This window comes from Rhizobium sp. 01N424, assembly GCF_056399485.1.
On record NZ_JBFTRK010000001.1, the window covers coordinates 353658 to 365626 of the forward strand.

At 60.9% G+C, this 11969-nt stretch carries 11 protein-coding genes; 3 read left to right on the forward strand and 8 right to left on the reverse strand.

Features of this window, described 5'->3' with window-relative positions; translation table 11 throughout:
- Positions 1 to 16: 16 nt before the first annotated feature.
- Positions 17 to 943: a carbohydrate kinase family protein gene (locus AC1DNK_RS01850; RefSeq protein ID WP_477939051.1), complete on the forward strand. Its 927-nt coding sequence runs from the start codon at positions 17 to 19 to the stop codon at positions 941 to 943.
- A gap of 2 nt (positions 944 to 945) precedes the next feature.
- Here the strand turns inward: AC1DNK_RS01850 and AC1DNK_RS01855 are convergent, their stop codons facing one another.
- The 3 genes from AC1DNK_RS01855 to AC1DNK_RS01865 all read right to left on the reverse strand — a co-directional run bounded on the left by AC1DNK_RS01855 (position 946) and on the right by AC1DNK_RS01865 (position 5498).
- Positions 946 to 1749: an alpha/beta fold hydrolase gene (locus AC1DNK_RS01855; protein ID WP_477939052.1), complete on the reverse strand. Its 804-nt coding sequence runs from the start codon at positions 1747 to 1749 to the stop codon at positions 946 to 948.
- A gap of 111 nt (positions 1750 to 1860) precedes the next feature.
- Complete coding sequence (gene pgi, locus AC1DNK_RS01860) at positions 1861 to 3486, reverse strand: glucose-6-phosphate isomerase (protein ID WP_477939053.1); 1626 nt, start codon at positions 3484 to 3486, stop codon at positions 1861 to 1863.
- A gap of 311 nt (positions 3487 to 3797) precedes the next feature.
- A complete protein-coding gene (locus tag AC1DNK_RS01865; protein ID WP_477939054.1) occupies positions 3798 to 5498 on the reverse strand; it encodes a long-chain-fatty-acid--CoA ligase in 1701 nt (566 codons plus the stop codon).
- Between AC1DNK_RS01865 and AC1DNK_RS01870 the strand changes: the two genes are divergently transcribed.
- Both AC1DNK_RS01870 and AC1DNK_RS01875 read left to right on the forward strand, forming a co-directional pair.
- Positions 5488 to 5730, forward strand: a complete 243-nt coding sequence (locus AC1DNK_RS01870) for a hypothetical protein (RefSeq protein WP_477939055.1) — start codon at positions 5488 to 5490, stop codon at positions 5728 to 5730. The genes AC1DNK_RS01865 and AC1DNK_RS01870 overlap by 11 nt on opposite strands.
- 2 nt (positions 5731 to 5732) lie before the next feature.
- Entirely contained in the window at positions 5733 to 6125 is a 393-nt protein-coding gene (locus AC1DNK_RS01875; protein WP_112385323.1) for a PRC-barrel domain-containing protein, read from the forward strand.
- A gap of 56 nt (positions 6126 to 6181) precedes the next feature.
- On the opposite strand, the gene AC1DNK_RS01880 is transcribed toward AC1DNK_RS01875, so the two are convergent.
- Genes AC1DNK_RS01880 through AC1DNK_RS01900 form a run of 5 tightly spaced genes read right to left on the reverse strand, consistent with a single transcriptional unit; the run spans position 6182 to position 11928 of the window.
- Positions 6182 to 8623 (reverse strand): glycoside hydrolase family 2 protein, encoded by a 2442-nt coding sequence (locus tag AC1DNK_RS01880; RefSeq protein ID WP_477939056.1) that lies wholly within the window; start codon positions 8621 to 8623, stop codon positions 6182 to 6184.
- Between the two features lie 9 nt (positions 8624 to 8632).
- Complete coding sequence (locus AC1DNK_RS01885) at positions 8633 to 9028, reverse strand: VOC family protein (protein ID WP_477939057.1); 396 nt, start codon at positions 9026 to 9028, stop codon at positions 8633 to 8635.
- Positions 9029 to 9074: 46 nt separating this feature from the next.
- Positions 9075 to 9824, reverse strand: a complete 750-nt coding sequence (locus AC1DNK_RS01890) for an ABC transporter permease (protein ID WP_477939058.1) — start codon at positions 9822 to 9824, stop codon at positions 9075 to 9077.
- On the reverse strand, positions 9821 to 10765 hold the full coding sequence (locus AC1DNK_RS01895) for an ABC transporter ATP-binding protein (protein WP_477939060.1): 945 nt from the start codon (positions 10763 to 10765) through the stop codon (positions 9821 to 9823). The genes AC1DNK_RS01890 and AC1DNK_RS01895 overlap by 4 nt, the downstream gene beginning before the upstream one ends.
- Positions 10762 to 11928 (reverse strand): ABC transporter permease, encoded by a 1167-nt coding sequence (locus AC1DNK_RS01900; RefSeq protein WP_112538482.1) that lies wholly within the window; start codon positions 11926 to 11928, stop codon positions 10762 to 10764. Before AC1DNK_RS01900 ends, AC1DNK_RS01895 begins: the two co-directional genes overlap by 4 nt.
- Positions 11929 to 11969 lie beyond the last annotated feature (41 nt).

The window sequence follows — 11969 nt, forward strand, 5'->3', positions numbered from 1 at the left end:
TTTGGGAGGAAATCCGATGATTTTGTGCTGCGGCGAAGCGCTGATCGATATGCTGCCGCGTGAGACGACGCAGGGCGAAAAGGGTTTTGCGCCCTATGCCGGTGGCGCGATCTTCAACACCGCAATCGCGCTCGGCCGCCTTGGCGTGCCGACCGCCTTCTTCACCGGCATTGCCGATGACATGATGGGCGAAGTCCTGCTTGGCACGCTGAAGGCCAGCAATGTCGATTACAGCCCTTGCGCCATCACACCGAGGCCCTCGACCATCGCTTTCGTCAAGCTCGTCAACGGCCAGGCGACCTATGCCTTCTATGACGAGGGCACGGCTGGGCGCATGATCACCACTGACGACCTTCCTGTTCTTGGCGACGATTGCGAAGCGCTGCACTTTGGCGCCATCAGCCTTATTCCAGGCCCCTGCGGCGAGACTTATGAGGCCCTGTTGGACCGCGAAGCCGGCAAGCGCGTCATCTCGCTCGATCCCAATATTCGTCCAGGCTTCATCAAGAACAAGGAAGCCCACATGGCGCGCATCAAGCGCATGGCGGCCAAGTCGGACATCCTGAAATTCTCCGATGAGGATCTGGAGTGGTTCGGTCTCGAAGGCAGCCATGACGATCTCGCCGCCTACTGGCTGAAGCACGGCGCCAAGCTCGTCATCATCACCAAGGGTGCAGAAGGTGCGTCGGGCTATACGAACGCGCGCAAGGTCACGGTGCCGAGCGAGCGCGTGACCGTGGTCGATACCGTCGGTGCCGGTGACACGTTCGATGCCGGCGTTCTCGCGTCGCTGAAGATGGACAACCTGCTGACCAAGGCGCAGGTCGCCTCGCTCGACGAAAAGGCGCTCGGCAACGCTCTGGCGCTCGGCGCCAAGGCTGCGGCTGTCACCGTCTCCCGTGCCGGCGCAAACCCGCCATGGGCGCGCGAAATCGGCCTCTGAGATCAGGTCCTGCGCTTGAGAAAGCTCAGGACCTCTTCATTGAAGAGCGCGGGCCGCTGCAGCGGCGCAAAATGGCTGACGCCGGGGATGAGAATGAACTCGGCGTCAGGAATGGTCTTGGCAAGATAATCCATGTGCTCGCGCCGGATGAATTCGTCGCTCTCGCCGATCGCAACCGCGACCGGCACCTTGATCGCTTGTAGCTCGGCCGCGGTATAGTTCGGCTCGCTCTGCATCATCTTCCCGACATCGGCAACGAAAGCTTCGAAACCGTCGGGCGTTGCGGAGAGCGCCTGATAATCCTTCCGATGGCGGCTGAAGCAGCGGTCGATGACCGGCGTCGGCCGGAATTCGAGCGTGCCCGTTGCATCCATGTTGCAGGCAAAGAAGAAAACGCCCGATACGCGCTCTGGATGCCGGTCGGCAAGGATCAGCGCTGTACAGGCGCCATCGCTCCAGCCGATCACCGCGGCTTTCCCGATCTCCAGATGATCCATGACGGCAAGCACGTCATCGGACATCAGGACATAGCTGAACGGCCGATCGTCGCGCGTGCTGCGTCCATGGCCGCGGCTATCGATGGCGATGACACGATATCCGGCATCGACCAGCGCCGGCACCTGGTAGCCCCAGTTCCCGGCATTCCCGAGCCCGCCGTGCAATAGGATCACCGCCGGACCATCGCCATAGCTGGCATACCAGATCTCAGCGCCATCATTCGCAACGCGGCCCTCCGCATTGGAGGCGGGCAGCGGCTCGGCGCCGCTCTCATCGAATTTGAAAAGCTCGTCGTCCATCAAAGGCATCTCCTCGTGCATCTCCCTTAGGACGAATAGATGTCCCGTCATTCGACAGCATCAAACAAAAAAGCCCACCCGCGCTGGCGGATGGGCTTGATAGTCGATTGAGGGGCCGCCTTACTTGGCGAGCTTTGCCAGTGCAGCGACAAGACCCTGCGTCGAGGAGTCGTGGCTCGCGGCGCTTTCCTTGCCTTCGATGACAGGCAGCAGGCCGGTCGCCAGTTCCTTGCCGAGCTCGACGCCCCACTGGTCGAAGGAGTTGATGCGGAACAGCACGCCTTCGACGAAGACGCGATGCTCATAGAGCGCGATCAAGCGGCCGAGCGCATAGGGCGTCAGCTTGTTATAGACAAAGGTGATCGACGGGCGGTTGCCGGCGAAGACACGGTGAGGCGCGATGAAATCGGCCTTCTTGCCCTCCATGCCCTTGTCGGTGAGCTGCTTCTTGGCTTCGTCGAAGGTGCGGCCCTTCATCAGCGCTTCGGACTGGGCAAGCACATTGGCCATCAGCAGCTGGTGCTGGTGACGCAGCTCGGGCTCGAAGGCGTTGGCGGCAATCATGAATTCGGCCGGGATGATGCTCGTGCCCTGATGGATCAGCTGATAGAAAGCGTGCTGGCCGTTGGTGCCCGGTTCACCCCAGACAACAGGACCGGAATTGCCCTCGACCGGAGTGCCGTCGATCGTCACGCCCTTGCCGTTCGATTCCATATCGAGCTGCTGCAGATAGGCCGGGAAGCGCGACAGGCGCTGGTCATAAGGCAGCACGGCGCGGGTCGGATAGCCGAGAACGTTGCGGTGATAGAAGCCGATGAGGCCGAGCAGCATCGGCAGGTTTTCGGTGACCGGCGCCTTACGGAAATGGTTGTCGACGGCATGGGCGCCATCGAGGAACTTGCCGAAATTGTCGGGGCCGATGGCGATCATGATCGGCAGGCCGATGGCCGACCACAGCGAGTAGCGGCCGCCGACCCAATCCCAGAAGCCGAAGACGCGCGCGCTGTCGATACCGAATGCGGCGACCTTGTCGAGCGCCGTGGAAACGGCCGCGAAGTGGTGCTGAACGGCGGCATCGCCGAGAGCCTTGGCGATGAACTGGCGCGCCGTCTGCGCGTTGGTCATCGTCTCGACAGTGGTGAAGGTCTTCGAAGCGATGATGAACAGCGTCGTTTCCGGCTGGACCAGCTTCAGCGTATCGGCAATATGCGCGCCATCGATGTTGGACACGAAATGCGCCCGCGGGCCGTCATGAAATGGCGCCAGCGCAAGTGTCGCCATGACCGGACCGAGATCCGAGCCGCCGATGCCGATATTGACGACGTCGGTGATCTTCTTGCCGGTGGCTCCCTTAAGCGTACCGGAGCGGATGCCATCTGCAAACTTGCCCATCGCCGCCAGCACGCCGTTGACGTCAGGCATGACATCCTTGCCATCGACGAGAACAGGTGTGTTGGAACGGTTGCGCAGCGCGGTATGCAGCACGGCACGATCTTCAGTGAAGTTGATCGCTACGCCGGAGAACATCTCGTCACGCTTCTTGGCAACGCCGCCTTCTTCGGCGAGTTTTACGAGAAGCGCCAGGATCTCGTCGTTCACCGCAGTCTTCGAGTAATCCATCAGGAGATCGTCGAGGGAGGCGGTGAAGCGCGAGAAGCGCTTGGGATCGGCAGCGAAGGCAGCGCGGATATCGGTTGCTTTGGTGGCGGCCGCAGTGCTCTTCAGCTTTTCGACGATGGCATTCATGGGAGGCTCCTTTGGAGACGGAGAAGGTTGCGGAAACTATTCGCTTTGTAGGGCGCAAATCAAGTTCAGCCACAGGCTGCCTGCAAAAAATGACACGAGTTGTGCCGCGCTTGATGAAAAGGGGGAGTGCGGTTATATTTGGGGAGTGGCAGACCCCATCACATCACCTCCGTTTTGAAAGACAAGGCTCTTGCCGAAGTCGGTGCGGTCTATCTTCACCGATAAGCCGGCTGGTTCCGGCTTCTGCTGCTTCTGTCTCAAAACGGCAGAACGAAATCACATCTTATGGTTGCTTTCAATTATACGTGAGTTTACCCGCGAAGATCCTTGCGCAAGATCTTTCCAACAGGGCTCTTCGGCAGCTCGGTGCGGAATTCGATGATCCGCGGACGCTTATAATTGGTGAGGTTTTCAGCGCAATGCGCCTTCACCTCGGCTTCGCTCAGGTTGGGATCCTTGCGAACGACGAACAGCTTCACCGTCTCGCCTGAGTGGCCATCCGGAACGCCGATCGCGGCGGCCTCGAGAATGCCGGGGTGCATTGCGGCCACTTCCTCGATCTCGTTCGGATAGACGTTGAAGCCCGAAACGAGGATCATGTCTTTCTTGCGGTCGACGATCTTCGTATAGCCGCGCTCGGCCATAAAGCCCATGTCGCCAGTGCGGAAATAACGGTCCGGGGTCATCACCCGGGCCGTTTCCTCCGGCTTGTTCCAGTAGCCGGCCATGACCTGCGGCCCGCGGATGCAGATCTCGCCGATCTCGCCGAGCGGCAGCGAATTGCCGTCTTCGTCCCGGATATCGAGTTCCGTCGAGGGGATCGGCAGACCGATCGAGCCAGTGAATTCAGGAGAGTCGAAGCGGTTGGCAGTCGCGACCGGCGAGGTCTCGGAGAGGCCATAGCCTTCGGTGATGTGCGAGCCGGTCATCTTCAGCCAGCGCTCTGCCACAGGCCGCTGCACGGCCATGCCGCCGCCGAGCGACATGACGAGCGACGAGAAGTCTAGCTTGGCAAACTCCGCATTGTTCATCAGTGCATTGAACAGCGTGTTGAGCCCGGGGAAGATATGGACATTCGCCTTGCTGAATTCTTTCACGAAGCCCGGAATATCGCGCGGGTTGGCGATCAGGATGTTATGGGCGCCCAGCGACATGCCCATCAGAGAATTCACCGTCAGCGCGAAGATATGGTAGAGTGGCAGGGCGCAGAGGAAGTTCAGCACCTCCGGCTGCTTCTTCTTGTCGAAGGCCGATTTCAGCCACAGCTGCAGCTGCAGCTTGTTGGCAAGCAGATTGCGGTGGGTCAGCATTGCACCCTTGGCAACGCCGGTCGTGCCACCGGTATATTGCAGGAAGGCGATGTCATCGCCGCTGAGCGCCGGACGCTGCAGCGACCGGCCTGCGCCTTCCGACAAGACCTGCTTGAAGGTCTTGTGCTGCGGGATGGACCATGAGGGCACAAGTTTCTTGACCTTGCGCACCACCAGATTGACGATCAGGCCCTTGGCGCCGAGCATCTCGCCGAGCGAGGTGACGACGACGTGGCGCACGTCTGTCTTGACAAGAACCTGCTCCACGGTGCGGGCAAAATTCTCCAGCACAAAGATCGCCTTCGCGCCGGCATCGCGTAGCTGATGCTCGAGTTCGCGTGGGGTATAGAGCGGATTGACGTTCACGACGGTCAGGCCGGCGCGCAGGATGCCGTAGACCGCGACAGGGTTCTGCAGCACGTTCGGCATCATGACGGCGACGCGATCACCCTTCTGCAGTCCGAGCCCCTGTAGCCAGGAGGCGACCTTGCGGGTCTGCACTTCCAGCTCGCGATAGGTCAGCGATTTGCCCATGCTAGAGAAGGCGACACGATTGGCATAGCGCTCGCAAGACTTTTCCAGCAGTTCGGCCAGCGAATCATATTCCAGTGGCGGCAACTCGGGGGGCACGATATCCGGATAGGTGGCAAGCCAGGGCCTTTCCCGCTTGTCGCCGCCAGGATGGACGGAAATGCTGTTCATCGTGTCTCTCTCCCTATCCGGCCACGAATGCCGGTTTGCGGCTGCCGGCGGACAATCCTCCATCATCCTTGCGGGCAGCTTATGCCAATGGCCGAATGGTTCAAGCCGCATTCAGCGTTACACTAACTTTGACGTAAACGTCAATAATATGCAATCGCGCATTTGCGATAAGGCTGGGAACAATGACTCTGGCGTGGCGTTGTCCCATCATGAAAAACAGCAAAGGAGCTGACAATGCTTAATCAGGATACAGACGCCAGCCGCCGTGATCCCAACGTCAAGGACACGCATTCGCTGATTGCCAGTGACCGCGTGGAAGGCACCCGCGTTTATGGTGCAGATGGCAAGCATATCGGCTCGATCGAGCGCTTGATCATCGGCAAGCGCGATGGGCGTGTTGCATATGCCGTGCTGAGCTTCGGCGGCTTCCTCGGTATCGGTCACGATCATTACCCGCTGCCGTGGGAAAAGCTGAATTACGATACCCAGTTGGACGGCTATCGCATCGATCTGACGAAGGAACAGATCGAGGGAGCGCCGAGCTACGCGGATGATGACGACACCTGGTACAACGACAATGGTCGCCGTGTTTATGACTACTATGGCGTGCCGCCTTACTGGATGTAACTCTTTCTTCGGGACGAGCCGGAAGAGGCCCCGCTGTTTGCGGGGCCTTTTGTGTTTTAGTGGAGGAGATCGTTGGCGCAGCGAAGAACGATGCCCGGAGTGATATCCTGAGCCTTTAATGTCTTGCTGGTCTTGATCGCGAAGGTATGGCTTTCGCCCGGCAACAGCGTGATCAGCATGCTATCGACGACAGCAGCTGGATCCAGCCGATCCGCCATCAGGCAGAGATCCTTGAGAAAAGTACCCGCCGTGACGATGACATCGAGACCATCGGCGGTCGCATTGATCGAAACCGTCATCTCGGGCTTCGGTAATTTCAGATCGATATCTTCGACAAAATAATGGAAGGCGCGCTTGTCGAGCATCTGCACCACCACGACCTCATCCGCCGCTTTGTCCGGCGTCGCAATGTCATCAGCAAGTTCGAATTCCTTCGCCTCGAACCGGTCGCAGAGCAGCCGCCAGAACTCGAACTCCGCCAGCACAGTGCCGTCGAGGCGCATGCGCCTGCCCGATATCTTCGATCGCCAGAACAGCGTCCGTTCATTGACGGCGACTGCCGCCAGCTTGCCGCCGCGCGGCTGAATGGTCAGCAGGCGCGGATCGAAGGCTTGCTGCATCGCATACCAGAGCGGCTTGCGGCGGCCGGCGGAATCGAGCGCTGCCCAGGAGGTTACCGGCCAGCAATCGTTGAACTGCCAGACGATGGCGCCCTTGCAGATCGTCCGGTGCGAGCGCATGTGCTCGACTGCGAAGCGGATCGCCCTTGCCTGATTGAGCTGTGTCGCGAAATGCCAGTCATTCATCGTCTCAGGCACCGGCAAGTGGCCCGAGAGGCCGCGGATCAGCTTCTCATTGCCCTGCGTTGCCTTCTGGTGGTGGAAGACACCATGTGACTGCGGCGTCAGCGGCGCATCATGGACGCTCTCTTCCAGAGTTGCCCAGTTCGGCGGCGCCTGCCAGCCGAATTCGGAACAGAAACGCGGAATGTAATTCCTGTAGACTTCCCAGCCAACATCGTTCCAGACGTCCCAGATGTGCTTGCAGCCGTGCCGGTCATCGTTCGGCTCGATATCCATGCTGCCGGAATAGGGGCTGCCGGGATAGTACGGCCTATCAGGATCAAGCGCGGCGCAGAGCTTCGGCAGAACATCAAGATAGTAGCCGAGCCCCCAGCTGACGCCCTCCTTGATGATCGGCCGCCAGCCCCACTCGTCGAAGCCCCAGATATTCTCGTTATTGCCGTTCCAAATCATCAGCGAGGCATGTGGCATCAGCCTGACGACGTTGTCGCGAACCTCGGCTTCCACCTCGCCACGCAGCGGCTCCTCTTCCGGATAGGACGCACAGGCAAACAGAAAATCCTGCCAGACCATCATGCCGGCGCGGTCACAGGCCTCGTAGAATTCGTCCCGCTCGAAGATGCCGCCGCCCCAGACGCGCAGCATGTTGATATTCGCCGCCTTCGCCTCATCGATCCGCGCGGCGTAGCGTTCGGCAGTCACACGCGACGGAAAACAATCGTCGGGGATCCAGTTGGCACCGCAGGCAAACAGCGGCACGTCATTGACGATGAAGGTGAAAGCCGAGCCGTGCTCGTCCGGCGCAGTGTCGAGACGGACGGAGCGGAATCCGATCTCTTTCGAGTAGCAGTCGAGCACACCGCCATCGACATCGCGCAATTGGATCGACAGCGGATAGAGAGGCTGTGCGCCGAGATGGTGCGGCCACCAGATCTGCGGGGAGGCGACCGTCACCTCGAAGCTCGCGGTACCGGAACCATCGACCGGAACACTCCGCGTGACGCCGGCGATCTCGGCAACGACGGTGGCGCCGCTCACGCCATCGAGCGCAGCAACCTGCGCCCTGATCGTCACGCGACCATCACCGCCAGCAAGCGTCGCTGAAACACGTGTCTCCGCCAGCCGCGCCCGGTCCCAGCTCTCCAGACGCACCGGTTTCCAGATGCCCGCCGTCACCAGCGTCGGACCCCAGTCCCAGCCGAAATTGCAGGCCATCTTGCGCATCAGGTTGCCGGGGCCGGGATAATTGTTCGGCCGGTAGCCGTATTGCTTCTCCATCTCCGCGCCATAGGCATAGGCGGAGTGGAAGGTAACCGAGAGCTCGTTCGAGCCTGCCTTCAGGTGGCCAGAAACATCGAAGCGGTAGGTCCTGTGCTGGTTGAACGTCCGGCCGATCTCTTCGCCGTTCAACCGGACCGTCGCGATCGTATCCAGTCCATCGAAGACCAGTTCCTGGACCTTGGCCTCGTCGGGCACCGCGCCGAAATTCAGCCGGTAAACCCATTCGCAGCGGCCGATCCAGTCGTTGGTGATCTCGTTGACATCGAGATAGGGGTCGGGGATCAGGCGGGCGGCAAGCAGGTCGGTATGGACGCAGCCGGGCACGGTGGCCGGAATGTTCTCGGGCAGTCCTGGCCGACCTGTATCGTTGCAGGAAAGGGTCCAGCCGGTATGCAGTTCTGTCTTCTCGATCATCGGATGCTCTTACTGAAAACGGCCGTGGCGCTGCAGGACTTCGATCTTGTAGCCATCAGGATCGGTGATGAAGAAGAACAAGGCGAAAAGCTTGCCGTCGCGATTGAGCTCGACCAGCTTGCCGGGATTGAGCCCGGCCTTCTCCAGCCGCGCGTGCTCGACGGCGACTTCATCGACGGAAACAGCAAGATGGCCGTAGCCATCGCCGAGATTGTAGGGCGCGGTGCGGCCCTTGTTGACGGTCAGCTCCAGCTCGAAGCCGGTCTCCGGATTGCTCATGTAAACAAGCGTGAAGGTCTCGAAATCGACGCGATCGGCAACCGTGAGGCCGAACACCTTGCCGTAGAACTCGACGGATCGCGCCTCATCGACAACGCGGATCATGGAGTGAATCATCTTTGCCAAGGCAGCCTCCTCATGCCGTATCACGGCAGTCTTGGTAGCCGCCGGATCAGGCCGGGCGCAAGCCAATTCTGCGGGTTATCGCGCTTTCGACGAGACCCATGGCATCATAAATCAGCACCGCCATCAGGCCGACGATCAGGCCGCCCTGCAAGATGAACGCGGTATTGTCGGAGATCAGACCGGCGATAATGACCTCGCCGAGCCCCTTGGCAGCGACCGTCGAGCCGATCGTCGCCGTGCCGATATTGATGACGGTCGCGACCTTCAAACCCTCGAGGATCAAGGGCAAGGCGAGCGGCAGTTCCACCTTGAACAGCCGCTGCGTCGGGTTCATCCCCATGCCATCTGCGGCATCGAGAATGGTGGGATTGACCTGACGGATGCCGGAAACGGTATTTTCGAAGATCGGCAGCAGCCCGTAGAGGAAGAGCGCAATCAGCGTCGGCGCGGCGCCGAAGCCGGTGGCGGGAACCGCAAGTGCCAGAACCGCGACAGGCGGAAAGGTCTGCCCGGCATTGGCGATTGCACGCGATAGCGGCAGGAAATCCTCCCCACTCTTGCGGGTCACGAACACGCCTGCAAGGATCGCCAGAATGGCAGTGAAGACGATCGAGCCGATCACAAGCTCCAGATGCGCCAACGCCAGGGAGGGCAGGCTGTTTTGCGTGTAAACGGGCGGCGCATTGTTATTGGTCAGCGGCACGAGCATGAAGGAAAGCCACTCCGTCCTGAACAGCAGGATCAGAAGCAGCAGGAAGGCCGCCACACGGAAGATATTGGCGACGATGAACTTCATGCCTTGCGGCCCAGCTCGAGCAGCTTGGTCATCGATATCGATCCGACCGGTTTCTTTGCGCCATCCGTGACCGCAGCTTCGTCTGAGCCCTGCCAGATCATCTCGGCCAGCGCGTCCCGCAGGCTGAGCGACTGTGGCAGCGAGAAGCCGAGGCCGCTCTTGGCTGGCGCCATGCTTTCCTTCAGCGGCGAGAGCGACATCAGCTTGAGCGCCCGGTCGGAGGTGCCGGTCAGTTGCTGCACGAAAGGATCGGCGGGCTCGGTCAGGATCTTTTCCGGCGTCGAGCACTGCAGCAGCTTGCCGCCGCTCATCACGGCGATCTGGTTTCCGAGATGAAAAGCCTCGTCCATGTCGTGGGTGACAAGGATAACGGTGGTGCCGAATTGTTTCTGGATCGCCAGCAGGTCGTCCTGCGCCTTGCCTCGGATGACGGGGTCGAGCGCGCCGAACGGCTCGTCCATCAACAGCACCTCCGGCTCAGCTGCGAGCGCTCGCGCAACGCCGACGCGCTGCTGCTGGCCGCCGGATAGCTGGTGCGGATATTTCTCCGCAAAGGTCGCCGGGTCGAGATTGAAGAGGCCGAGCAGTTCATCCACCCGCTTGGCGATGCGCGCCGCATCCCAGCCGAGAAGCTGCGGAACCGTCGCGATGTTCTGCGCCACAGTGCGGTGAGGGAACAGGCCGTGTCCCTGGATTGCATAGCCGATCTTGCGGCGCAGTTCGGTCACTGGCACGTCCATGACGTTCTGCCCGGCGACGAAGATTTGGCCCTCGGTGATCGGCACCAGCCGGTTGATCATCCGCATCAGCGTCGATTTTCCGGAGCCAGAAGTGCCGACGATCACCGTGACCGATCCCTTCTCGACACTCATCGAAACATTGTCGACGACGGTGGCGGCGCCATAGCGCTTGGTGACGTTCCTGATCTCGATCATGGTCATGCGGCAGATCCCCGTATGCTGTCGATGACCGCATCCAGGATGACGGCCGATGAGAAGGCGAAGAAGACGGTTGGCACGGCGCCAAGCATGACGAGGTCCATCGCCGTCTGGCCGATGCCCTGGAAGATGAAGATGCCGAAGCCGCCGCCGCCAATCAGCGCAGCGATGGTGACGAGGCCGATTGCCTGCACCAGCACGATGCGGATGCCGGTGACGATGACGGGCAGCGCCAGTGGCAGATCGATCCCGGTCAGGATCTGGCGGCGCGTCAGGCCCATGCCCGCCGCCGCATCACGCACCGAGGGATCGACGCCCTCAAGGCCGACCACGGTATTGGCGACGATCGGCAGCAGCGAATAGAGCACCAGTGCGATCAGCGCTGGCGCTGTGCCGATACCGCGGATGCCGAGCTCGGCAGCCAGCGGCACGTGTGTTGCGATATAGCCGAGCGGCAGCATCAGGATGCCGAACAGCGCCAGGCTCGGAATGGTCTGGATGAGGCTGAGCCCCTGCAGCACGGCGGCGCGCAGTTTAGGCACCCAGAAACAGAAGATACCGAGCGGCAAACCGATGACGATGGCGATCGCCAGCGACCCGAAGGCGAGCAGCAGATGCGACCAAGCCTCGGACCAGAACTGCGCCGAACGTGTCGAGAATTCCTTCATGATCGACAGGCTGTCGAGCAGACCGGACGTGAGGCAGACCGCCAGCAACGCGCTGTAGGCGGCAAGTGCTGCCACCCGCATCCAGGGTGTCAGCCGGATTTTCACCAGCGCATCCGAGACGATCAGGCCGACGACGCCGAGCAGGATCCAGAAGCTGCCGCCGGGCGTCATGCGCGCCGCATTGCTGTTGGCGGGGGTGAAGGTTGTCGCGGCAAAGCCGATTGCGGCGATCAGTGCCGCCAGCGCCAGCGTGCTGATGGCAAGCCGCAGCACGGCATTTTGCAGGAAGAGCGCGGCAAAGGCGGTGGCGATGAGCAGGAGGGTGAGAATGATGGTGGCGGGCTGGTCGAGAAGCTGCGTGAGAAGCATCGGCTTGCCGGAGGCAATGCGGTTCGCCTTCACATAGATGAAGGGCAGAAGGGCAGCGGCAACAACGCCCGCGATCACCAACACCACGCCGAGCCGGTCCAGTTTGCGGACCGCTAAGGTTTCTTCCATCGATCCATCCCTGTCCGCAAAGAAGGTAGCTCCGCCCCGAA

What these genes read in the sequence shown, in the direction of transcription:
- AC1DNK_RS01890 (WP_477939058.1), bottom strand. Translation starts at nt 9,824, where the DNA reads ATGAAGTTCATCGTCGCCAATATCTTCCGTGTGGCGGCCTTCCTGCTG.
- AC1DNK_RS01865 (WP_477939054.1), bottom strand. Translation starts at nt 5,498, where the DNA reads ATGAACAGCATTTCCGTCCATCCTGGCGGCGACAAGCGGGAAAGGCCC.
- AC1DNK_RS01895 (WP_477939060.1), bottom strand. Translation starts at nt 10,765, where the DNA reads ATGACCATGATCGAGATCAGGAACGTCACCAAGCGCTATGGCGCCGCC.
- AC1DNK_RS01870 (WP_477939055.1), top strand. Translation starts at nt 5,488, where the DNA reads ATGCTGTTCATCGTGTCTCTCTCCCTATCCGGCCACGAATGCCGGTTT.
- AC1DNK_RS01900 (WP_112538482.1), bottom strand. Translation starts at nt 11,928, where the DNA reads ATGGAAGAAACCTTAGCGGTCCGCAAACTGGACCGGCTCGGCGTGGTG.
- AC1DNK_RS01850 (WP_477939051.1), top strand. Translation starts at nt 17, where the DNA reads ATGATTTTGTGCTGCGGCGAAGCGCTGATCGATATGCTGCCGCGTGAG.
- pgi (WP_477939053.1), bottom strand. Translation starts at nt 3,486, where the DNA reads ATGAATGCCATCGTCGAAAAGCTGAAGAGCACTGCGGCCGCCACCAAA.
- AC1DNK_RS01875 (WP_112385323.1), top strand. Translation starts at nt 5,733, where the DNA reads ATGCTTAATCAGGATACAGACGCCAGCCGCCGTGATCCCAACGTCAAG.
- AC1DNK_RS01855 (WP_477939052.1), bottom strand. Translation starts at nt 1,749, where the DNA reads ATGCCTTTGATGGACGACGAGCTTTTCAAATTCGATGAGAGCGGCGCC.
- AC1DNK_RS01880 (WP_477939056.1), bottom strand. Translation starts at nt 8,623, where the DNA reads ATGATCGAGAAGACAGAACTGCATACCGGCTGGACCCTTTCCTGCAAC.